This window comes from Nonomuraea maritima (assembly GCF_900100395.1).
Lineage (GTDB): Bacteria > Actinomycetota > Actinomycetes > Streptosporangiales > Streptosporangiaceae > Nonomuraea > Nonomuraea maritima.
Genome location: NZ_FNFB01000022.1, coordinates 81,066 through 103,913 on the forward strand (window position 1 = coordinate 81,066; position 22,848 = coordinate 103,913).

Annotated in this window: 19 protein-coding genes; 7 read left to right on the top strand and 12 right to left on the bottom strand. The window is 70.6% G+C overall.

The genetic code is table 11. From position 1 onward, the window contains the following. Nucleotides 1-234 precede the first annotated feature (234 nt). Entirely contained in the window at nt 235-1,098 is an 864-nt protein-coding gene (locus BLR04_RS28235; protein ID WP_090770891.1) for a DUF8083 family protein, read from the bottom strand. A 106-nt stretch (nt 1,099-1,204) separates the two neighbouring features. Here BLR04_RS28235 and BLR04_RS28240 point away from each other — a divergent pair, with 106 nt between their 5' ends. Both BLR04_RS28240 and BLR04_RS28245 read left to right on the top strand, forming a co-directional pair. Continuing rightward, on the top strand, nt 1,205-2,284 hold the full coding sequence (locus BLR04_RS28240; RefSeq protein WP_090770893.1) for a Glu/Leu/Phe/Val family dehydrogenase: 1,080 nt from the start codon (nt 1,205-1,207) through the stop codon (nt 2,282-2,284). A 151-nt stretch (nt 2,285-2,435) separates the two neighbouring features. After that, on the top strand, nt 2,436-2,666 hold the full coding sequence (locus tag BLR04_RS28245) for a DUF3073 domain-containing protein (protein WP_090770895.1): 231 nt from the start codon (nt 2,436-2,438) through the stop codon (nt 2,664-2,666). 595 nt (nt 2,667-3,261) lie between these two features. On the opposite strand, the gene purM is transcribed toward BLR04_RS28245, so the two are convergent. Then, nucleotides 3,262-4,299, bottom strand: coding sequence for a phosphoribosylformylglycinamidine cyclo-ligase (gene purM / locus BLR04_RS28250; RefSeq protein WP_090770897.1), 1,038 nt, complete (start codon nt 4,297-4,299; stop codon nt 3,262-3,264). Further along, entirely contained in the window at nt 4,296-5,732 is a 1,437-nt protein-coding gene (gene purF, locus BLR04_RS28255; protein WP_090770899.1) for an amidophosphoribosyltransferase, read from the bottom strand. Before purF ends, purM begins: the two co-directional genes overlap by 4 nt. Before the next feature lie 559 nt (nt 5,733-6,291). On the opposite strand from purF, the gene BLR04_RS28260 reads away from it, so the two are divergent. Then, on the top strand, nt 6,292-7,122 hold the full coding sequence (locus BLR04_RS28260; protein ID WP_090770901.1) for a DUF4190 domain-containing protein: 831 nt from the start codon (nt 6,292-6,294) through the stop codon (nt 7,120-7,122). On the opposite strand, the gene BLR04_RS28265 is transcribed toward BLR04_RS28260, so the two are convergent. Beyond that, on the bottom strand, nt 7,119-7,541 hold the full coding sequence (locus tag BLR04_RS28265; protein ID WP_090770902.1) for a sterol carrier family protein: 423 nt from the start codon (nt 7,539-7,541) through the stop codon (nt 7,119-7,121). The two genes, BLR04_RS28260 and BLR04_RS28265, sit on opposite strands and share 4 nt — an antisense overlap. An 86-nt stretch (nt 7,542-7,627) precedes the next feature. Here BLR04_RS28265 and BLR04_RS28270 point away from each other — a divergent pair, with 86 nt between their 5' ends. Then, nucleotides 7,628-9,601: a PhoX family protein gene (locus BLR04_RS28270; RefSeq protein WP_090770904.1), complete on the top strand. Its 1,974-nt coding sequence runs from the start codon at nt 7,628-7,630 to the stop codon at nt 9,599-9,601. Nucleotides 9,602-9,635: 34 nt separating this feature from the next. After that, nucleotides 9,636-11,510 (top strand): ABC transporter ATP-binding protein, encoded by a 1,875-nt coding sequence (locus tag BLR04_RS28275; protein ID WP_090770906.1) that lies wholly within the window; start codon nt 9,636-9,638, stop codon nt 11,508-11,510. Here the strand turns inward: BLR04_RS28275 and BLR04_RS28280 are convergent. After that, nucleotides 11,477-12,886 carry an MFS transporter gene (locus BLR04_RS28280; protein ID WP_090770908.1) on the bottom strand — a complete coding sequence of 470 codons (1,410 nt, stop codon included), beginning with the start codon at nt 12,884-12,886 and terminating at the stop codon, nt 11,477-11,479. The two genes, BLR04_RS28275 and BLR04_RS28280, sit on opposite strands and share 34 nt — an antisense overlap. Nucleotides 12,887-12,956: 70 nt before the next feature. On the opposite strand from BLR04_RS28280, the gene BLR04_RS28285 reads away from it, so the two are divergent. Continuing rightward, nucleotides 12,957-13,622, top strand: coding sequence for a TetR/AcrR family transcriptional regulator (locus BLR04_RS28285; protein ID WP_090770910.1), 666 nt, complete (start codon nt 12,957-12,959; stop codon nt 13,620-13,622). A 10-nt stretch (nt 13,623-13,632) separates the two neighbouring features. After that, nucleotides 13,633-14,388 (top strand): methylenetetrahydrofolate reductase, encoded by a 756-nt coding sequence (locus BLR04_RS28290; RefSeq protein WP_090770912.1) that lies wholly within the window; start codon nt 13,633-13,635, stop codon nt 14,386-14,388. On the opposite strand, the gene BLR04_RS28295 is transcribed toward BLR04_RS28290, so the two are convergent. The 7 genes from BLR04_RS28295 to purS all read right to left on the bottom strand — a co-directional run bounded on the left by BLR04_RS28295 (nt 14,356) and on the right by purS (nt 22,656). Beyond that, a complete protein-coding gene (locus tag BLR04_RS28295) occupies nt 14,356-15,834 on the bottom strand; it encodes an MFS transporter (RefSeq protein WP_090770914.1) in 1,479 nt (492 codons plus the stop codon). The two genes, BLR04_RS28290 and BLR04_RS28295, sit on opposite strands and share 33 nt — an antisense overlap. 45 nt (nt 15,835-15,879) lie before the next feature. Further along, nucleotides 15,880-16,542, bottom strand: a complete 663-nt coding sequence (locus BLR04_RS28300) for a Crp/Fnr family transcriptional regulator (protein WP_090770916.1) — start codon at nt 16,540-16,542, stop codon at nt 15,880-15,882. A 33-nt stretch (nt 16,543-16,575) separates the two neighbouring features. Next, a complete protein-coding gene (locus tag BLR04_RS28305; protein WP_245740610.1) occupies nt 16,576-18,597 on the bottom strand; it encodes an adenylate/guanylate cyclase domain-containing protein in 2,022 nt (673 codons plus the stop codon). Between the two features lie 121 nt (nt 18,598-18,718). Beyond that, nucleotides 18,719-20,968 (bottom strand): phosphoribosylformylglycinamidine synthase subunit PurL, encoded by a 2,250-nt coding sequence (gene purL / locus BLR04_RS28310; protein WP_090770918.1) that lies wholly within the window; start codon nt 20,966-20,968, stop codon nt 18,719-18,721. Further along, a complete protein-coding gene (gene purQ / locus BLR04_RS28315) occupies nt 20,965-21,648 on the bottom strand; it encodes a phosphoribosylformylglycinamidine synthase subunit PurQ (RefSeq protein ID WP_090770920.1) in 684 nt (227 codons plus the stop codon). Before purQ ends, purL begins: the two co-directional genes overlap by 4 nt. 154 nt (nt 21,649-21,802) lie before the next feature. Further along, the gene (locus tag BLR04_RS28320) at nt 21,803-22,240 is read right to left on the bottom strand and encodes an ATP-binding protein (protein ID WP_245740611.1); all 438 of its coding nucleotides are present in this window, start codon (nt 22,238-22,240) and stop codon (nt 21,803-21,805) included. A gap of 170 nt (nt 22,241-22,410) precedes the next feature. After that, a complete protein-coding gene (gene purS / locus BLR04_RS28325; RefSeq protein WP_090770924.1) occupies nt 22,411-22,656 on the bottom strand; it encodes a phosphoribosylformylglycinamidine synthase subunit PurS in 246 nt (81 codons plus the stop codon). Nucleotides 22,657-22,848: the final 192 nt, after the last annotated feature.

The window sequence follows — 22,848 nt, forward strand, 5'->3', positions numbered from 1 at the left end:
TGCGGCTTTTCTGAGCCATATGCGGCATCACCCGATGTGACCATACCGCCACGCTGAGCGATTGGCGAGCCCTTCTTTGACCCAACTGCCCGCCCCCCGTGGCCATGTCACGCTCGGTGATTCTAGCGACACGGTTCGTGGTATCGCAGTGAAAACGGCAAACTACTCAGTTCGCAGAAGAGAGCAGCCGTGAGACGTGACCTACTCATGCAGGTCAGACAGCCGTATTGGGGCTCAGTTGGCAGATTCCAGTAGTTGCATTGACTTCCACCGCAGGATCACCCTCTGGTACATGGCGTAGGCAAGTTCTTCTTGACCCGTGTCCAGACCTGTCAGGGCTGCCGAGAGCTCCGCGACCGACTGATCGGCCTGCAGCGCGTCGTCGTCCATCAGATGGACGAGCCCGCCGTAGTCGAGCTCGACCAGCGAGTGCGGGTGGAACTCCTCCAGCCACCGGGCGACGTCCTCGACGTCGAGGCGGTCGGCGGCCTCGCCGAGATGCCGCCGCAGCACGCTGAGCGCCCGCGCGGCCCGCCTCCTCGCCTGCGCCATCGACGTGACATAGATGAGGTTGCGGCCCGTGGTCGTCGTGACGTCCTGGCCCGGGTTGGCCGAGCCGAGCACCAGCCAGCGCTCGTTGCCGTCGAACGGCACGAACCACGACACGGGAACGTGCCAGGCCGTCGTACGGATGTGGGTGCGCAGCGCGCCCGAGCCTGACCTTCTCTTGTAGCGGTCGAAGTCGTCGGCCGTCTGCTCGGCGACCGCCTTGGGCACGAAGTGGTCCAGCACCTTGACCGGCGTGGTGCCACGAAGCCGTGAGAAGGCCAGCCACGAGCGCAAACGGGTCTGCCAGGGGCAAACGTACAGTCGGTCCTCGACACGCCGGAGATAGGCGTTGGGACTCTCTTGGGCGGGAACGGGTTGAGGGGGCACGCCGAGCAGGCGCATGACCGACTCACCGTGCTCCGCATTGAGCGCGTTCGCGCGGCGCGGGCGGTCACGTGAGTCGGCGTAGTCGGCCCACACCTTGCGCTCCGGCTCTGGGAACGCGGTCAGTGGCTCATAGACACGGAGGTAGGCGGCATAGGGCAGCACGGAGGCATCGTGTCACGAAGCGATTCCGCGTGCATCGTCCTGCGTCACTACTCTGAGAGGGATCTCCGCCGCGAAGGGGCGGCGGACCGGACAGGGAGTCACCACAGTGACCGACGTCTTCGGCACGTCCCACAAGGACGTCCACGAGCAGGTCGTGTTCTGCGCCGACGAGCAGAGCGGCCTGCGCGCCATCATCGCCATTCACAACACGGCGCTGGGCCCGGCCCTCGGCGGCACGCGGTTCTACCCGTACGAGAACGAGCAGGCGGCCCTGGCCGACGTGCTCAACCTGGCCAAGGGCATGGCCTACAAGAATGCGCTGGCGGGTCTCGACCTCGGCGGCGGCAAGGCCGTCATCATCGGCGACCCGACCCGTGACAAGAGCGAGGCGCTGCTGCGGGCGTACGGCAGGTTCGTCGAGTCGCTCGGCGGGCGCTACATCACCGCGTGCGACGTCGGCACCTACAGCGAGGACATGGACATCGTCGCCCGCGAGTCGCGTTTCGTGACCGGGCGCACGGTCGCCAACGGCGGGGCCGGTGACTCCTCCATCCTGACCGCGTTCGGCGTGTTCCAGGGCATGCGGGCCTCGGCCGAGCGGGCCTTCGGCACGCCTTCCCTGCGTGGCCGGCGGGTCGGCGTCGAAGGCGTCGGCAAGGTCGGCCACCGTCTCGTCGAGCTGCTGCGCGAGGACGGCGCCGAGGTCGTGGTCTGCGACGTCAGCGCGCGGGCCGTCGAGGCCGTGCGCAGGCGCCACCCCGAGGTCGACGTCGTGGCCGACGCGAAGGCGCTGATCACCTCCGACATCGACGTCTACGCGCCGTGCGCGCTCGGCGGGGCGCTCGACGACGACACCGTGGCCTCCCTGCGCGCCGCGATCGTCTGCGGCGCGGCCAACAACCAGCTCGCCCACCCGGGCGTGGAGAAGCAGCTCGCCGACCGCGGCATCCTGTACGCGCCCGACTACGTCGTCAACTCCGGCGGCGTGATCCAGGTCGCCGACGAGATCGGCGGCTTCGACATGGAACGCGCCAGAGCCAAGGCCGCTCAGATCTACGACACGACTCTGAAGATCTTCGAGATCGCCGCTGAGGAGGGCGTCCCGCCGGCGGTCGCAGCAGATAGGCTGGCAGAGCGCAGAATGTCGGAAGTCGGGCGCATTCGGGCCATTTGGCTGGGCCGCTGACGCCCCGCGCCCATACGACGTACCGAGCTGAGCGCAAAACAGGTACGGTAATAGGCGAACGATAGGCTGGCGCCCAAACGTAGGCGGCGTCAGTGTGTGGTGCGTTAGCGACGAGGGGTCGGGGACGACCCCACACGAGGGGGTCGAGCCAATGGGGCGCGGCCGAGCAAAGGCCAAGCAGGTCAAGGTTGCTCGCCAGCTGAAGTACAACAGCGGTGGCACGGATCTTGACCGTCTTCGCGACGAACTCGGGGTCGGAGACCCCGGCCGCAACGACGACGCCGACGACCTCAACGACGAGCTGGCGGATCGCTATGCCGATTACGCCGATGACTACGGCGCCGGAGACGACGACGACAGCCGTCCTTCCGGTCGTCGATAGCCGTTCTTCTGGGTGACGTGAACGAGGGCCCGGCGCTAACCCGCCGGGATCCTCGCCCACGTTCGTCGGGCCCCACGGGTAACCGTGGGGCTTTCGTCACGTGACGGGGTAACCATTCCGCCCCATCGACACAGGGGCAGCCCGCGCATGCCCGCGTGACCTCCCCGGGCCGCCCGGCTTCCCACTGCCCCGGCAGCCCCAGGGCGCAGGGCACCCCTCGACGTCCGAGTGCCCACCCGCCCCCGAACACCTTCCGGTGCGGCGCGGCTTCTCGCCCGCGTACATCTTTCCGGCGCGCACGGCTTCTCGCTGTTCCAGGGGAGTGATGGGCGGCGCGCGCGGGGGTCTCGGGTTTCCACCATGGGTGATGGGTGGCGGGTGCGTGTCCACCCGCCGAACCAGTGCGCTGATGGCTTGCCGGCGTGTTGGGTTCGGCTCTCTCGGGGTGGTCGAGGCCGTCCGGGGCCGGGGTGGGCTCCGGGCTCGCGGACAGGGTTCGGAGGGCGAGAGGGCTGTTGTTGTGGAGGGCGGCTGACGTCACCGACGTTTGCCGGGGTGGAGGGAGGGCGCTGTCGGGCGCGCTCCCTCCTGAACGTCAGCGGTAGCGGGCCTGGCCCGTACCGGGGACGATCTCGCCCAGGACCCAGGCGGGCAGGCCACGTGCGGCGAGCAGCCGCATCGCCTCGTCGGCCGCGTCGGCGGCCACCACGGCCGCCATGCCCACACCCAGGTTGAACGTACGGTCCATGTCGGGCTGGGCGATGCGCCCGTGCCCGGCGAGCACCTCGAAGATCGCGGGCGGTGTCCAGGACGAGCGGTCGAGCACCGCGTCGAGGTGGCCGGGCAGCGACCGCGACAGGTTGCCCTCGATGCCGCCACCGGTGATGTGCGCGTAGGCGTGCACCTCGACCGCGCGCGCCAGCTCGAGGCAGTCGAGCGAGTAGATGCGCGTCGGCTCCAGCAGCTCCTCGCCGAGCGGACGGCCCAGCTCGGGCAGCACCGCGTCGAGCGACAGCTCAGCCTCACGCAGCACGTGACGCACCAGGGAGTAGCCGTTGGAGTGGACGCCTGAGGAGGCCAGCCCCAGCACGACGTCACCCTCGGCGACCCGCTCGGGCCCGAGCATGTCGGACGCCTCCACCACGCCGGTTCCGGCCCCCGCGAGGTCGTACTCGTCGGGGCCCATCGCGCCCGGGTGCTCGGCGGTCTCGCCGCCCACGAGCGCGGCGCCGGCCAGGCGGCAGCCCTCGGCGACCCCGCCGACGATCTCGGCGACGCGCTCGGGCACCACCTTGCCGCAGGCGATGTAGTCGGTCATGAACAGCGGCTCGGCCCCGCAGACCACGAGGTCGTCGAGGACCATGCCGACCAGGTCGATGCCGATCGTGTCGTGCTTGCCGTACCGCTGGGCGATCATGACCTTGGTGCCGACGCCGTCGGTCGAGGTGGCCAGCAGCGGACGCCGGTAACGCAGCAGGGCCGAGGCGTCGAACAGGCCGGCGAAGCCGCTGGCGTCGTCGACCACCTCGGGGCGCCGCGACCGCGCGACCTTGTCCTTCATCAGGTCGACGGCCCGCTCGCCCGCCGCGATGTCGACGCCGGCGGCCTCGTAGGTGCTGCTCTGGTTGGTCACGCCTTGCTCTCCAGCACGAACTTGCCGACGTTGTCCTGGTCGATCGCGATCGGGTACTCGCCCGTGAAGCAGGCGCGGCACAGCCGGTCGGACGGAATGGTGGTGGCCTGCGTCAGGCCCTCCAGGGAGATGTAGCCGAGGGAGTCGGCGCCCAGCGAGGCTCGGATCTCCTCGACCGACAGCGAACCGGCGATCAGCTCGGCCCGCGTGGCGAAGTCGATGCCGTAGAAGCACGGCCAGGCGACCGGCGGCGACGAGATGCGGACGTGCACCTCGCGGGCCCCCGCCTCGCGCAGCATCCGGACGATCGCCCGCTGGGTGTTGCCGCGCACGATGGAGTCGTCGACGACGACCAGCCGCTTGCCCTCCACGACCTCGCGCAGCGGGTTGAGCTTGAGCCGGATGCCGAGCTGGCGGATCGTCTGCGACGGCTGGATGAACGTGCGGCCGACGTAGGAGTTCTTCACCAGGCCCTGCCCGTACGGGATGCCGCTCTCCTCGGCGTATCCCACGGCCGCCGGGGTGCCGGACTCGGGCGTGGGGATGACCAGGTCGGCCTCGACCGGGTGTTCGCGGGCCAGCACGCGGCCGACCTCGACCCGGGTGACCTGCACGCCACGCCCGGCGATGGTGGTGTCGGGGCGGGCGAGGTAGACGTACTCGAACAGGCAGCCCTTCGGCTCGGCGAGGGCGAAGCGCCGCGAACGGACGCCACGCTCGTCGATCGTGAGCAGCTCGCCCGGCTCGACCTCGCGGACGAACGTGGCGCCCACGATGTCGAGGGCGGCCGTCTCGGAGGCCACCACCCAGCCGCGCTCGAGCCGGCCGAGGACCAGCGGGCGGATGCCCTGCGGGTCGCGGGCCGCGTACAGCGTCTTCTCGTCCATGAACACGAGCGTGTAGGCGCCCTTGACCTGCGGGAGCAGCTCCGCGGCGGCGTCCTCGATGGAACGGCTGCGGTCCTGCGCGAGCAGCGAGGTGAGGACCTCGGTGTCGGTGGTGGCGCGGATGGTGTCGGGGTTGACCCGCTCGGCCAGTTCTGGAGTGTTGATGAGGTTGCCGTTGTGGGCCAGCGCGAGCCCGCCGACCTCGGTGGAGCTCAGGGTCGGCTGCGCGTTCTCCCACACGCTGGACCCCGTGGTGGAGTAGCGGCAGTGGCCGATGGCCAGATGTCCGCGCAGGGTGCCGAGCACGGACTCGTCGAAGACCTGGGCCACGAGGCCCATGTCCTTGTAGACGAGAATGCGGCTACCCTCGCTGACCGCGATGCCCGCGGACTCCTGGCCGCGGTGCTGCAACGCGTACAGCCCGTAGTAGGTGAGCTTGGAAACTTCCTCGCCCGGAGCCCAGACGCCGAAGACGCCACAGGCGTCTTTTGGTGCGCGGTCGTGGGGGTCCAGGTCATGGCCGAGCCGGCCGTCGCCCTTCAGCACATGCTCAGTTTAGGTTGCCCGATTCCATGCTCGCGCACCAGGGCCGATGATCACTGTGCGTGAGCGGACCTCCCGGCGTTCGATCCGTCGCGGACGATCTCTCCCGTGAGGTCGCGGTTGGCGGCCGAGCCGAGGAAGAGGCAGCTGACTGGAGTCGCTGTCGTGCCGGCAAGGCTCGTTCGCCCCCGGCGAGAACGGCGTGGCCCGGACGAGGCGGGCGAGCAGGGCGCGTTCGTCGGCGGCTCGACGCCCAGCCGGGCGATCAGCTCGCCCTGGTGAGGTCGTCCTCTTTCCACAGCTGGTTGAGCAGCATCTCCTGACCCGGGTGGAGTCCGAGCGGACCATCGCGGCGGCCGGCCGCTTGCGGCTCGTCCTGACAACCTTGATCAAGGCGTACATCAGGGTCTCGTCCAGCATGCCCTCATCTTGCCGGTCGCCTGGTGTTTTGGCACAAGGCGACCGAAGTTTCGGCAGGGTCTTACCGTGTCATGCGGTTTAACGGGGGCCTTCCGCGTAAGGGTGAATCATCCGGTATGCAAACCCGTCGGGAGACGCAGACGTGACCACACCTGGGGATCCGAACTCGCCCAGCCCGCGCGACGAGAACCGCCCCGAGGACCGCCCCGGTGGCGACGCCGAGAGCCGCCCCGACGCGGGCGGATCCGGGGACGAACCAGCGGAGCCGCCTGTCGAGCCGCGTCCGGCAGAGTCGGCTCATCCGGATCTGCCCACCGCGCCGGAGACCCGGCCGCCTGCCGGTGGCGACGAGGAGGCCACCCAGGTGTTCCAGGTCCCGGGTGGCACGCCGCCCTACCCCGGCTGGGAGAACCACCCGCCGCAGGACGAGGGACCCGTTCGCCAGGGGCCGTCGCGGTTCGAGGAGCCGGAGGCCGCGGCGCACGACACGCCGGGCCAGGGGGAGGGCGGGGGAGGTGTCCCGCCGTACGGGAGCGCGCCGCGCGACGAGGGGCCGGCGGTGCCGGGGACGACCCCCTCCAGCCCGTACGGAGGCGCGCCCGGCTACCCGCCCCCGCCGCCTCCTGGATCGCCCTACGGCGGGCCGGGCGGCGGCTACGGACCGCCCCGGCAGGGCAGCGGCCTCGCGACCGCCTCGCTCGTCCTCGGTGTGGCGAGCCCGTTCCTGGTGTTCGTCTGCTTCACCGGGGTGATCACGGCGATCCTGTCGATCATCTTCGGCTGCGTGGCGCTGGCCAAGCGCGTCGGCAGGGGCCGCGCCATCGCCGGCATCGTGATCAGCGCGCTGTCGCTGGTGCTGTTCGCGATCGTGGCGATCTGGTTCTGGAACGTGGTGGAGGCCTGCGCCCATCTGCCGACGCCGGAGGCCGACCGGTGCGTCCAGGAGCGGTTGCCCTGGACGGAGAGTCGCTAGAGGGGGAGATGCTCCGACAGGTCGGCGCGCGATCCGCTGGCGGAGACCGCGCCCTTGGCCATGGCCTCGTCCCACGTCATGCGGCCGAGCGCCAGCGCGATCCAGGTGTGGCCGTCCATCTCCACGACGTTGGGCGGGGTGCCGCGCGTGTGGCGGGGGCCCGCGATGGCCTGGACGGCGGCGTACGGCGGCACGCGCACCTCGACGGTGCGGCCGGGGGCCGCGGTGGCGAGCCGGTCGAGCAGGTGACGCACGGCGAACCTGGCGGCGTCGCGCTCGGGGCGCAGCCCCCGCTCGTAGGCGGTCAGCACGGCGGCGACGAGCGCGCCGGGAAGGGCGGCGGCGGGGCCGTCGTAGGGCGGCTCCTCCAGGGCGACGAGCTGGGCGTCGAGCGCCGACCTCAACTTTTCCTCATCCATCTTGCGTGGTGGCACGCCACCATTGTGTCGCGGCAATCGTTCATCAGGACGAGGAGTGTCGTCTTCGGCGCGACGATGGAGGACCTGTGACGAACCCCACCGAGGGCAGGCGGTGGCTCCCTCACACAACCGGCCGTTCGGCGCTGACCTGCAGATTCCGCTGCGGCAACGCCTGCGCGCACGAGGTGGCCAACACCTCGGGCAACGCCTACTTCTGCGACGTGGTCGAGGAGGCGCTGTCGCGCCGCGGCGTGCTGCGCGCGGGCGTCCTGGGCGCGCTCGTGGCGGGCACGGCGAGGGCGTGCGCCGACCCGGTGCCGGCCGCGGAACACGAGGCGGGTGCGCCCGCCGACGGCGGCCTGAGCTTCGAGCCGGTTCCGCCGAACACGGAGGACGCGCTGCGCGTCCCCGACGGCTACCGGTCGTCCGTCGTGGTGCGCTGGGGCGACCCGGTGCTGCCCGGCGCTCCCGCGTTCGACTTCGACGACCAGAGCGCCGAGGCGCAGGGCAAGCAGTTCGGTTACAACTGCGACTTCGTGACGATGTTCCCGATGGGCCGCGACCGTGCGCTGCTGTGGGTGAACCACGAGTACACGGCCGAGAGTCTGATGTTCCGCGGGTACACGAACGGGACGTCCGCGACCGAGGAGCAGATCAGGATCGCGATGGCCGCGCACGGCGGCTCGGTCGTGGAGATCGAGCGTGCCGGCGCGACCGGCCGGTGGCAGCTGGTCACGAAGGGCGCCCGGCGCTACAACCGGCGGATCACCGCGCACACCCCGATGCGCTTCAGCGGGCCGGCCGCGGGCGGCGACCTGCTGCGGACGGCCGCCGACCCCGAGGGCGTCAGGCCCGTCGGCATGCTGAACAACTGCGCGGGGGGCACGACCCCGTGGGGCACGGTGCTGACCGCCGAGGAGAACATCGACCAGTACTTCGTCAACGGCAGGAAGGTGCCGGAGGCGCAGCGGTCGTACATCGCCCGGTACACGATCCCCTCGGGCGTCCCGGCCGACAGCCGCCGGTTCGACCGGGTGGACGAGCGCTTCGACCTCGCCAAGCACCCGAACGAGGCCAACCGGTTCGGGTGGATCGTGGAGATCGACCCGTTCGACCCCGGCTCGACGCCGGTCAAGCGCACCGCGCTCGGCCGGTTCAAGCACGAGGCCGCCAACACGACGCTCTCCCGTGACGGCCGCCTGGTCGTCTACATGGGTGACGACTCACGCCACGAGTACGTCTACAAGTACGTCTCGAACGACCGCTACATCCAGGGCTTCGACCGGCACAACCGCACGCTGCTGGACGAGGGCACCCTGTACGCCGCCAGATTCACGGGCCCGGCCGGCGAGTGGATCCGGCTGGTGTCGGGCGACAGGTCGTACGTGGAGGGCATGTCGGCCGTGGAGGTGCTGGTCCACACGCGGGTCGCGGCCGACAGGGCGGGCGCCACCAAGATGGACCGTCCCGAGGACGTGGAGCGCAACCCGGTCACCGGCGGCGTGTACGTGGCGCTGACCAACAACACCCGCCGGACACCGGCGGAGGTCGACGCGGCCAACCCGCGCGCGGCGAACAAGCACGGCCACGTCCTGGAGATCGTCGAGCGGGACGGCGACGCGGCCGCGACGTCCTTCGCCTGGTCGCTGCCGCTGGTGTGCGGTGACCCGAAGGACCCGGCCACCTACTTCGCCGGCTACGACAAGTCGAAGGTCTCGCCGATCTCCTGCCCGGACAACCTCGCGTTCGACCGCGACGGCAACCTGTGGATCTCCACGGACGGCAACGCGCTCGGCGCCAACGACGGCCTGTTCGTGATGCCGGTGCGGGGCGAGGAGCGCGGTCACCTGCGGCAGTTCCTGAGCGTCCCGGTCGGCGCCGAGACGTGCGGCCCGATGGTGACCGAGGACCAGCTCAGCGTCTTCGTGGCGGTGCAGCACCCGGGCGAGGTCAGCGGCGCCACCCCCGACCGTCCGGCCAGCCGCTGGCCCGACGACCGGCAGCCGCGCCCGTCGGTCGCGGTGGTGTGGCACGAGGGCGGCGAGCGGATCGGCAGTTGACCTCAAGTTAAGTTGAGCCTCTACCGTCCATGTCATGAGCATGGAGATGACCGCCTGGCACCAGTTGTACGCGATGAACAACCAGCCGGACCGCCGCCGCGTCTCCCGGGAAACCGTCCGGCGCATCCTGGGTTTCGCGCGGCCGCACCGGCGCAAGCTGGCGCTGTTCCTGCTGCTGAGCGTGGTGCTGGCCGGCCTGGCGGTGGCCGCCCCGCTGCTCGCCGGCCGCGTGGTGGACGCCATCTTCAACGGCGAGCCGTTCGGCGTCGTGGTGAGCGTGGCGGGGCTCATCGCGGTGCTGGCGGTCGCCGAGGCGGGGCTCGGGTTCCTGGCCCGGTGGCTGTCGGCGGGCCTCGGCGAGAACCTCATCCTCGACCTGCGCACGGCCGTCTTCGACCACGTACAGCGCCTGCCGGTGGCGTTCTTCACGAGGACCCGCACCGGCGCGCTGGTCAGCCGCCTCAACAACGACGTGATCGGGGCGCAGCGGGCCTTCACCGACACCCTGTCGGGTGTGTCGGGCAACGTCGTGACGCTCGTGCTGACGCTCACCGCCATGATCAGCATCTCGTGGCAGATCACGCTGCTCGCGCTGCTGCTCCTGCCGGTGTTCGTCCTGCCCGCTCGGCGGATGGGCACCAGGATCGCCCGGCTGCGGCGCGAGGCGGCCGACCACAACGCGGCCATGGGCTCGCAGATGACGGAACGGTTCTCCGCGCCTGGCGCGACGCTGGTGAAGCTGTTCGGCAGCCCCGCGAGCGAGTCGGCCGAGTTCGCCCGCCGGGCCCGCCGGGTGCGCGACATCGGCGTGCGCTCGGCCATGACCCAGTACGCCTTCGTGACCGCGCTGACGCTCGTCTCGGCCCTCGCGCTGGCCCTCGTGTACGGTCTCGGCGGCTTCTACGCCCTGAGCGGCCAGCTCGCGCCGGGCGCGGTGGTGGCGATGGCCATGCTGCTCACCCGCCTGTACGCCCCGCTGACCGCCCTCGCCAGCGCCCGCGTGGACGTGATGAGCGCCATCGTGAGCTTCGAGCGGGTGTTCGAGGTGCTCGACCTGGAACCGCTCATCAAGGAGAAGCCGGACGCGCGCCCGGTGCCGGACGGGCCGGTGTCGGTGGAGTTCGACGACGTGCGCTTCTCGTACCCGGCGGCCGACAAGGTGTCGCTGGCCTCGCTGGAGGAGGTCGCGACGCTCGACTCACGCGGTGGTTCCGAGGTGCTGCACGGGGTGTCGTTCCGGGCCGAACCGGGGCAGATGGTGGCCCTGGTCGGCTCGTCGGGAGCGGGCAAGTCCACGATCGCCCAGCTCCTGCCCCGCCTGTACGACGTCGACTCCGGCGCCGTACGGCTCGGCGGGGCGGACGTACGCGACCTGAGCGCCGCGTCGATCCGCGCCACGCTCGGCATGGTCACCCAGGACGGCCACCTGTTCCACGACACGATCCGGGCGAACCTGCTGCTGGCCAGGCCGGACGCCGGCGAGGAGGAGCTGTGGGACGCGGTCGTCCGCGCCCGCCTGGCCCCGCTGATGGAGTCGCTGCCGGACGGGCTCGACACCGTGGTGGGCGAGCGCGGCTACCGGCTGTCCGGCGGCGAGCGCCAGCGGCTCACCATCGCCCGGCTGCTGCTGGCCAGGCCCAGGGTGGTCATCCTGGACGAGGCCACGGCGGCGCTCGACTCCACCTCCGAGGCGGCCGTGCAGGCGGCGCTCGGCGAGGCGCTGGCGGGCAGGACCGCCGTGGTGATCGCCCACCGGCTCTCCACCGTCCGGGCCGCCGACCTCATCCTGGTGATCGAGGACGGCCGGGTCGTCGAGCGCGGCACCCACGCCGACCTGCTCGCCGCGGGGGGCCGCTACGAGGAGCTGTACCGCACTCAGTTCGACGAGCCGACGGTCGCGGCCGCCTGAGGCTCCTTCTCGCCTCTGGGGGCTTCCGGGCGCAGCGCCCAGAGGGCCAGAGGGATGCCTGCCAGCACCACGGCGGACGCGATGACGAGGGTGAAGCCGTACGCGTCGAGGAAGGCGAGCAGCGGCGGCTGGTCGCTGCCGCTCTGCGCGGACGTCAGGAACGCGCCCAGCACCGTGATGCCGAGCAGCCCGAAGACCTCACGGGAGACGTTGAGCATGCCCGAGGCGACGCCCGTCCGGCCGACGGGCATGCTGCCGAGCACCGCGGCCGTCAGCGGCACGAGCAGGCCGGCGCCGAGGCCGTACAGCACGAACCAGGGGGCGACGGCGGCGTACGTGCCGTCGGCGCCGACCCGGGAGAGCAGGAAGATCGCGACGCCCATGAGCGCCATGCCGAGCGCGACCGTGCGGCCGATGCCGAGCCACCCGCTGATCCGCTGCGACAGGACCGCCACCACGCCCATGACCAGCGCCATCGGCACGAAGGACGCGCCCGCCTGGGTGGGGGAGAAGCCGAGCACGTTCTGCAGCCACAGGGCGCTGAAGAAGTAGATGCCGAACACGCCGAACGACCACAGCCCGCTGGTGAGCAGCCCGCCGCTGAACACGCGCGACCGGAACAGTGAGATGTCGGCCATCGGCTCGCCGGCCCGCCGCTCGGCCAGCAGGAACGCCACCCCGGCCGCCGCGGACACGCCGAACGCGGCCAGGATGCCGGGGGAGGTCCAGCCCGCCGACTCGCCCTCGATCAGCGCGTACGTGAGGGCGAACAGGGCCAGGGCCGAGGTCGCGAGGCCGGGCAGGTCGAGGTCACGGCGGGCGCGGGTGAACGCGGGCAGCGTCCGGAGTGCCAGCACGAACGTGACCACGCCGATCGGCACGTTGATCAGGTAGATCCAGCTCCAGTGCAGGTACTCGCTGATGAAGCCGCCCGTGACCGGGCCGAGCGCCATCGACAGCGGCCCGGCGGCGCTCCAGATGCCGACGGCCCTGCCGCGCTCGCTCGGGTCGGGGAAGACCTCGCGGATCAGGACGAGGGCGGTCGGGGTGAGCAAAGCGGCGCCGAGCCCCTGCACCGCGCGGGCGGCGACGAGCATGCCGCCCGACTGCGCCAGCCCGGCGGCCAGGGACGCGACGGTGAAGACGGCCAGCCCGGTGAGGAACGTCCTGCGGGCGCCGAACACGTCGGCCAGCCGCCCGCCCGCCAACATCAATCCGGCGAACACCAAAATGTACGAGCTCGTGATCCATTCCAGCCCCGAAATGGTCAGCCCGAGGTCTCGCTGGATGGTCGGCAACGCCACATTGCCGACGTTGTTGTCGAGAAAAGTCATGAAACTGCCCGCGGTCACCGCGGCCAGGATCCACCAACGCATGCCGGAGCCTCCTATACACCGTACTTGTACGCCGTATAGTTTCTTGTACGCCGTATAGTTGTCAACCGTGATGGGGAAACTGACGGCACAGGCCATCGCCGAGCGGGCCGTGGAGATCGGCGACGCGGAAGGCATCGACGCCCTGACCATCCGCCGCCTGGCCACCGACCTCGGCGTGACGCCGATGGCGCTCTACTGGCACTACAAGAACAAGGAACGCCTGCTCGTCGGCATGGCCGACCACCTCGTCAGCGGTTTCGCGCTCAAGCCCGCCGACGAGCGGCCCTGGCAGGAGCGGCTGCGCGACCTGACCGAAGGGCTCATCCGCACCCTGCGCGCCCACCCGTGCGCCAGGCAGGTGCTCGACCAGATCGACCCCTCCGAGGTGCCCAGCTTCCTGGTCGTCTGGGACGGCACCCTGGGGCTGGCCAAGGAGGCGGGCTTCGACGCCGACGAGAGCTGCCTGCTCGCGAAATACCTGCTGAACAGCGCCGTCGCCATCGCCGACGCGCCCGTCCACCACCTGGCCGGCCACACCGACGAGGAGGTCGCGCAGATCAGGCGGGCCAAGCGGCTCGGCCTGGAGTCGCTCGACCCGCAGCGCTACCCCCACCTGGTGGAGATGGCCGGCCCGCTGACGGGAGGGTCGGCGACGACGTACGACACGTTCGGCGTCGATCTGGTGCTGGCCGGTATCGAGGCCCTGGCGGCCCGCCGCCGAGGCGGCGCGGGTTAGAGTCGCGATCATGTCTTTCGAGGTGATCTGCGAGATCGAGCCCCCCACCAAGCCCGACCTGAAGCGCGTACGCCACCAGATCGGCACGCTGACCACGATCGCCGACGCGTTCCTCATCCCCGACAACCACATCGGGCGCGCGACGGTCTCCAGCGTGGCCGTGGCGCACGAGGTCGAGCAGATGGGCGGGCGCGGCATCGCCTGCCTCAACTCGCGCGACCGCAACCTGCTGGGCTTCCAGCGCGACCTGCTGACGGCTGCCGCGTACGGCGTCGAGCGGTTCCTCTTCGTGTACGGCGACAAGCCGAGGAGCGGCAACCGGACGAGCGACCTCACGGTCCGGTCGATGATCGAGGAGGCACGGGAGTTCTCGCCCGGTTTCCGGCTCGGGGCGGCGACCGCGCTGCGGGCCGTGCCCGCGTGGAAGCGTACGGCCGACTTCCTGTTCTCGCAGGTCAGCTTCTCGGTGGAGGCGCAGCTGCGCTGGCGCGAGGAGCACCCGGTCGACCTGCCGGTCTACGCCGGGGTCATGGTGCTGGCCAGCGAGAACCACGCGCGCGGCCTGGCCGCCGCCATCCCCGACATCGACATCCCTGACGACCTCGTGCGCAAGGTGGCCGCCGACCGCATGGCGGGCGTGCAGGCCGCCTGCGAGCAGGTCCTCGCGCTGCGCGACTCGGGCGCGTTCGCGGGGGTGCATCTCGTGCCGGTGGCGCGTTACCGCGACGTGGAGTCACGCCTGGCGGGCGTCCTCCAGGCCGGCTGACCGCCGGGCCGGCCGGGTGCGTGCGCACGCGGCCAGCACGGCGCCCGCCACCGCGACGGCGAAGAGCATCCCGTACGTCCGCTGGAACCCGCCCATCAGCTGCTCGACCGCGACCGGCGACAGCGTGGACAGCGTGCCCGCGTACACCTGGGCACGCAGTTCCGGGCTCACCGAGCTCGACAGCACGCTGAACGACAGGCCGACGCTGATCACGATGCCCACGTTCATGATCATGACGCGGAAGCCGTTGACCACGCCGAGACTGCCGCTCGGCAGCGCCTGCATGACCTGGGTGGTGTTGCCGGTGAGGAACGTTCCGCTGCCGCAGCCCGCCACGAACAGCCCGATCGCGATCACCCAGTACGGCGTCGCCGGATCGGCCGTCAGCATCAGCGTGCCGAGCCCGGCCGCGCTGAGCGCCGCGCCACCGATCGACAGCGCGTACGGCGACACCCACCGCCCGAGGACGCCCACCAGCGGCGAGGCCAGCCCGAGCCCGATCGGCACCGGCAGTACGCTCAGCCCCGCCTCGAAGGCGTCGACGCCGCGGGCGGCCTGGAAGTACAGCGCCACCACGAGCACCAGCGCCGAGCGGGCGAGCGAGTTGCAGAACGAGGCCAGGTTCGCGCAGGCGAGCAGCCGCCCGGCGAACAGCTGCAGCCGCAGCACGGGGTTCGCCGCCCGCCGCTCCACCAGCACGATGAGCGGCACCAGCGCCAGGAACACCGCCGCTCCTGCCAGCACCACCGGGCTGGTCAGCCCGCTCGTACCCGTCTCCGACAGGGCCAGCAGCGCCGCCGACATCGCGGCGAACAGCAGGAGGTTGCCGAGCCCGTCCACCGGCAGCTTCGGCTGCCTCGGTGTCTTGTGCAGGATCAGCGCGCCCACGACGAGGGCGAGCAGCCCGGCGGGCACGTTCACCCAGAAGATCCACTGCCAGCCCGCGGTGTCGGCGATGAGGCCGCCGACCGTGGGTCCGGCCAGCTGCGCCACCGACATCACGCCGAAGTAGACGCCCATGCCCTGGCTCAGCTTCTCCGGGGGGAAGGCGTCGGTGATGATCACGGTGCCGTTCGCCAGGATCATGGCCGCCCCGACGGCCTGCAGCACGCGCATGGCGACGAGGAACCACACGTCCGGCGACAGGCCCGCGAGCAGCGAGGCCACGGTGAACAGCGCGAAGCCGGCGAGGTAGACCTCCCGCCTGCCGAGCAGGTCGGCCACCCGGCCGAAGAACACCACACTGGCGGTGTTGACGAGCAGGAACGACAGCAGGATCCAGCTCGACTGGGTCGCGTCGGCGTGGAAGTGCCGGACCACCGCGGGCAGCGCCACGTTCAGCGTGCTGCCGGCGATGCCGATGAGGACGAGGCCCAGACTGGTGACCGCGCAGACCTGCCAGGCATAGCGGAGGTTGCTGCCTTCTCTGGGGGTGACCGCGACCATGACCTCCACTATGACGTACGACGTACGACCGGTTTGTGACGGGGGTTACCGGGCGCGCTGCCTGAGGCCCTCGATGTCGTGGATGATGACGCGGCGGCGGCCGGTCTCGATCAGGCCTCGGTCGCGCAGCATGCGCAGCGCCTTGCTGACCGCCTCGCGCGACGATCCCGTCCAGCCGGCCAGCTCGTCCTGCGACAGGGGCAGTGCGACCCGCACCCCGGCGCTGGTCTGCTCGCCGTAGCGCTCGGCCAGCTCCAGCAGCCGGGTGGCGACCCGGCCGGTGGTGTCGTACGCGCCGTACTCGATGCGCTTGCGGTCGGAGTCGCGCAGCCGGAAGCTGACGTACTGCATGAGGAGCACGGCGATGCGGCCGTGCCCTTCCAGGAAGGTGGCGAAGTCGCGCACGACGAGGCCGGCGACCGGCTCCAACGCGGTGACCGTGGCGGAACGGGGCGACCCGTCGATGGCCGACAGCTCACCCAGGATGCCGCCGGGACCGCGTACGGCCAGCACGACCTCGGTGCCGCTGTCGGTGTGCGAGGACACCTTGACCCGGCCCTCCAACAACACGATCACCCAGTCGGACGTGTCACCTTCCTGGATGACGGTGGTGCCCCGCTCCCACTTTCGGACGTGCCCGGCCGCGCGCAGAGCCGCGACCTCCTCGGCGGTCAACAGGGACAGGAACTCTCCAGGCTCTGGAACCATGCGCCCGATTATGGCAAGCCGGACATTGTTCTTTTATTGCAGGTCGGTTAGAACGTACGCGGTGACCAGCTCCTCCTTGCCCTTCAGGCTCAGCGGCCCGAGCGACTGCACCTGAGCGCCGTCGCCCAGTTGCCGCAGCGTCGTCTGGCCGATGACGACCGTGCCGGGCTCGGCGATGCCCTCCAGCCGGGCGGCCACGTTCACGCAGTCACCCATCGCGTTGAATCCGCGCAGCTCGGGGCTGCCGATGTTGCCGACCAGCGCCGGGCCGGTGTTGATGCCCACGCGGAACCGTGGCCACTCGATGTCGTCGCGCTTCCAGGCCATCTCCTCGGCCACCTGCTCGGCGGCCCGCTGCATCTCGAGGGCCGCCTGGCAGGCCGCCCGCGCGTGGCCGGGCTGCGTGGCGGGCGCGTTGAACAGGGCCAGCAGCGCGTCGCCGACGAACTGCACGATCGTGCCGCCGTTGTTGAGGATGCACGGCACGGCGGCCGTGTGGTAGCGGTTCAGCATCTCGACGATCTCGGCGGGCGTGACCTTCTCCGAGAACGTCGTGAAGCCCTTGAGGTCGGCGAAGAGCGCGGTCAGCTCCTTGAGCTCGCCGCCGAGCGCCGCCTGCGACGGGTCGGCGAGCAGGGCGTGCGCCACGTCGGGTGACATGTACTGGTGGAACAGGGTGTCCAGCTCGCGGTAGAGCCGGGCGTTCTCCAGCGAGATGGACAGCTGGCCGGCCAGCGTCGCCGCCAGCGCCTCGTCCTGGCGCGTGCCGCCCACGGGCACCTCCAGCACGCCGGCCAGGTTGCCCTTGACGGTGAGCGGGAAGGCGAGCAGCTCGCCGCGGCGGATCGGGTTCGTGTCCTTGAACGTGTACTCGCGCGACCCGACCTGCGCCTTGCCCTCCGACACAAGAGCGATCTTGACGTCGCCGTACGCCTGCCGCACCCGGTCGAGCGACGAGGTCAGCAGCTCGTCCTCGGGCAGGCCGACCCTGGTCTGCGCGCTCACCTCGACGAGCGCCGAGAGCCGTTCCGTCAGCTCGCGTTCGCGGGCGAGCGCCTCGCCCGCCCGGTCGAGCACCGCGGCCTGGCCCTCGTTGAGCCGGAACTTGCCCGACAGCCGCTGCGCGGCGAGCGGCTCGCCCCGGCGTACGTGCTCGACCATCTCCTCCAGCGCCTCGTCGTAGTCGCGCCGGATGCGCCGTACGGTGCTCGACAGCGCCACCGAGTCGAACAGGCCGGCGCTCGACCCCTCGCGCCTGAACTGCAGGTAGGCGCTGTAGGCGACGAAGACGAAGGCCAGCGTGAGCAGGAGGTGCCACTCCCACCACGACAGGTGCCAGTTGAGCTGCGACATGCCCGCGACGACCGCCTCGGCCAGCAGCGCGTACGCGGTCATGAGGCTGACCAGCATGGCCGAGGGCCGCCGCCGGTGCAGCATGAACATCATCACGCCGGCCGCGACGAACAGCACGAGGGCGGGCGCCGACGCCCACGGCACCCAGTGGATCGGCGAGATCGAGGGCGGGTCGCTGAGCGGCGTCAGGCCCGGCACCAGCGACACGACGCCCCAGAGCACCATGAATCCGATGAGCGCGGCGCGGATGATGTGCTGGGAGTCGAGCACCGCCTTGGCGGCCCGCTCGCCGAGCGGCAGCGCCGAGGCGAACGCGAACGCGGCCGCGACCGTGAGCCCCACCTGGTGGTCGAGATCGAACCCGACGGAACCCGCGGGCAGGATGATCTTCGGCGTGGCCAGGCCGTGCAGGAACAGGAACCCGGCGCTGCTCAGGAACACCATGGACACGAGCATCAGCCGCGCGTCCCGCCGCCTGCGCGACGCCTCGCTGACCTGGAAGCCGAGCACGACGCTGATGCCGGCGACCACGAGGATCATCCAGAAGTGGCTGGGGTTGTGCTGCCAGAAGATGTTGACCGAGGGTTGCGCCAGCAGCAGCCACAACCCGAGGAGCGGTAGTGCCAGATGGATGAGCCAGACCACACCTCGTACGGGTTGGGTGGCCGACGGCAGGTACGGGGCTTGATCAGGGGTTGACACAAACCTGATTATCCCTAAGACCAAGTACCTACCAATGCGTACTTTTACTCAATTGCTTACCAATAGCTGGTCAAATGCCGAAGGACCGGTACGAACCCCGTACCGGTCCTTCGGTGGATCATCAGCCGAACAGTGCGGGCAGCGTCGCCGTGTGCTTCGCCCGCAGTTCTTCGACAGGCACCTCGAACCTGTCCTTCACGACCAGCGAAGCCCCGCCGGTGACGCCCAGCCCGTAGCAGGGCACGTCGTGGCGGGCGCACAGCGCGGCGAACTCGTCGTACGCCTCCGGCCGCACCGCGACGAGCGCGCGTGCCGCCGACTCGCTGAACAGCTCGGTGAACGCGTCACCGCACAGCTCGACGGACGCCCCGACGCCCTGCGCCAGGCAGGACTCGGCGAGCGCGAGGGCGAGACCGCCGTCGGACAGGTCGTGCGAGCCCTCCAGCAGCCCACGGGCGGCCGCCTCGACGAGCACGGTCGAGAGCGCCTGCTCGGCCTCCAGGTCGGCCCGCGGCGGCAGCCCGCCCAGGTGACCGTGGACGACGTGCGCCCACTCCGAGCCGCCGAACTCGTCGTGCGTGTCGCCCAGCAGCACGACCCGCAGCCCCTCGGCGGTGAACCCGGTCGGCACCCGCTTGGCGACGTCGTCGATGACGCCGAGCACGCCCACGACGGGCGTCGGGTGGATGGCCGTCGAACCCGTCTGGTTGTAGAAGGAGACGTTGCCGCCGGTCACCGGCACACCGAGCGTCTTGCAGGCGTCGGCCAGCCCGCGTACGGCCTCGGCGAACTGCCACATGACCTCGGGGTCCTCGGGGGAGCCGAAGTTGAGGCAGTTGGTGACGGCGAGCGGCTTGGCCCCGGTCACCGCCACGTTCCGGTACGCCTCCGCCAGCGCCAGCTGCGCCCCCGCGTACGGGTCGAGCCTGGCGTAGCGGCCGTTGCCGTCGGTGGACAGCGCGATGCCGCGGGTCGTCGGCTCGGCCCCGGCGATGGCCTCGGAGATGCGCAGCATGCCGGAGTCGGCCGGCTGCGCCAGCACAGTGTTGGACCGGACGTAGCGGTCGTACTGGGAGGTCACCCACTCCTTGGAGGCCAGGTTGGGCGAGCCGAGCAGCTTCAGCAGCGTCTCGCGCAGATCGGCCGGGCGCTCCAGGTGGTCGGGAGTGTCGGCGTTGAGCGCGGCCTGCCCGGCGGGCTCGTGGAACGGCCGCTCGTAGACCGGGCCCTCGTCGGCGGCGGTGCCCGGCGGGATGTCGACGATGACCTCGCCGTCCCACGTCATCACCAGGCGGCCGGTGTCGGTCACCTCGCCGATGACGGTGGCAGGGACGTCCCACTTGGCGCAGATCGCCATGAACGCCGGGATGTCGTCGGGCCGGACCACGGCCATCATCCGCTCCTGCGACTCGCTCATGAGGATCTCCTCGGGCCTGAGCGAGGGGTCACGCAGCGGAACCAGGTTGAGGTCGACGTCCATGCCGCCGGTGCCCTTGGCGGCCAGCTCGGTGGTGGCGCAGGAGACGCCGGCCGCGCCGAGGTCCTGGATGCCGACGACGACGTCGGCGGCGTACAGCTCCAGGCAGCACTCGATGAGCAGCTTCTCCATGAACGGGTCGCCCACCTGCACGGCGGGCCGCTTGGCCTGCGACTCATCCTCGAACGTCGCGCTCGCCAGCACGGACGCGCCGCCGATGCCGTCGGGGCCGGTGGAGGCGCCGAACAGCACGACCTTGTTGCCGGGGCCTGGCGCGGTGGCCAGCTTGATCTGGTCCTTGCGCAGCAGGCCCACGCACAGCGCGTTGACCAGCGGGTTGCCGATGTAGCAGGGGTCGAACACGACCTCGCCGCCGATGTTGGGCAGGCCCAGGCAGTTGCCGTAGTGGCTGATGCCCTCGACCACGCCCGGCAGCACCCGGCGGGTGTCGACCGCGTCGGCCGCGCCGAAGCGCAGGGCGTCCATGACGGCGATCGGGCGCGCGCCCATCGACATGATGTCGCGGACGATGCCGCCGACGCCGGTGGCCGCGCCCTGGTGCGGCTCGACGTAGGACGGGTGGTTGTGCGACTCGATCTTGAACGTGGCCGCCCAGCCGTCGCCGATGTCGACCACGCCGGCGTTCTCGCCCATGCCGACGAGCAGCGCCTCGGACTTCGGCGCCTTGGTGGCGAACTGGCGCAGGTGCACCTTCGACGACTTGTAGGAGCAGTGCTCGGACCACATGACGCTGTAGATGGCCAGCTCGGCGCCCGTCGGACGACGGCCCAGGATCTGCTTGACCCGGTCGTACTCGTCCTGCTTCATCCCCAGCTCGGCGAAGGGCATCGGCTCGTCAGGGGTCTCCGCTGCCCGCTGGACACTGTCTGTCATGCGTTCACCAGGTTCTTGAGGATGGACGTGAAGAAGCCCAGGCCATCGGTGCTCGGGGCGCCGACCAGCTCTTCCACCGCGTGCTCGGGGTGGGGCATGAGCCCGACGACGTTGCCGGCCTCGTTGCGGATGCCGGCGATGTCGTTGAGCGAACCGTTGGGGTTGCCGTCGACGTAGCGGAAGACGACGTGGCCGCCGGCCTCGAGCGCGGCCAGCGTGTCGGCGGAGGCCACGTAGCGGCCCTCACCGTGCTTGACCGGCAGCACGATCTCCTGGCCGGAGGCGAAGGAGTTGGTCCAGGCGGTCGCGGTCTGCTCGACGCGGATCTTCTGGTCGCGGCAGACGTAGTGGAGCGAGGCGTTGCGGACCAGCGCGCCGGGCAGCAGGTGCGCCTCGCACAGGATCTGGAACCCGTTGCACGTGCCGATCACCGGCAGGCCGGCCTGGGCGGCCGGGACGAGCTCCTCCATGAGCGGCGCGAACCGCGAGATGGCTCCGCAGCGCAGGTAGTCGCCGTAGGAGAAGCCGCCGGGCAGGAAGACGGCGTCGACTCCCTTCAGGTCGCGGTCGGCGTGCCACAGCGGGACCGCCTGAGCGCCGACGAGGCGTACGGCTCTGGCGGCGTCCTGGTCGTCGAGAGTTCCTGGAAACGTGACTACGCCCACACGGGCAGCGCTCATGACAGTCGTCCCCTCCGAGGATGCGCGCGCACGCGCCACCGTCACTCGGGGTGGACGGTGGTCAGCGGCGGTCTCATCAGCCTAACGGGTACGGCGCCGTGGTCCGTATCGACTCGGGGCGCCCGAGGAGACGCAGGTCAGAAGGGGCGCGGGGTCAGACGGCGGCCAGCTCGCGGGGGCGGGCCTCGGCCTCGTCGTCCCAGGCGAGCAGCTTGCGCAGGTGGACCGTGGTGCCCCGGCCGGGCGTGATGCCGAAGGAGATCTCGTCGACCACCGATCGCATGATCAGCAGGCCGCGGCCGTTCTCGGTGTCGGGCGGCGGGAAGCACGGCGGCATCGTCGGCACGCCGTCGCCGTTGTCGGCGACGCGGACGTCGCACTGGCCGTAGCCGATCGACGCCGACACCTCGTAGCGGTTGGCCGGCCCTCCGTGCCGGACCGCGTTGGAGCAAGCCTCGGACACGGCGAGCAGCATGTCGGCGATGCAGGTCTCACTCACGTTGAGTGAACGCATGGCGTCGCCCAGCACCCGCCTGACCATCGGTATGCCGATCGCATCCCGAGGCAGGGCCAACGAGAACTCAATATCCACCGGACTCCTCCGGGCTCCGGAATGTCACCTGGAGTAGGTTTCCCTGTGAAATCGGGGCTAACCGCAAAATCACGTTGTTGTTATTTAGTGTTGGCAAGCCCGTGGGATTGTGGCACGCCAGAATCCCACTTTAACCACCCACGGGGAAATCAGTGCCCCAAAAGTGACTTCTACCCCTGAACCCGGACGGTGTAGTCCTCAATCACAGTGTTCGCCAGCAGCGTCTCCGCCATCTTGCGCACCTCGGCGAGCGCGGCGTCGTCGGCCGGGCCCTCCAGGTCGATCTCGAAGCGCTTGCCCTGGCGCACGGACGACACACCGGAGAAACCGAGCCGGGGCAGCGCCCTGGCGATCGCCTGACCCTGCGGGTCGAGGATCTCCGGCTTGAGCATGACGTCCACGATGACGCGGGCCACTGCGTTCCTCCTGGAATGGCGGGATGTTGGGAAAGACAGCCTACCGGCGCGGAAGGACGCGATGGAGGCGCGTGTGGCCGACTGCACATCGGGAACGGGGAGGACATGGGGCTTGCGCACCGGGCTGTGATGTCTGCCACGATGGCCCCAATAGCGTACGAACCCCCACCTTGAGGTTCGTCGCGAAGGCGG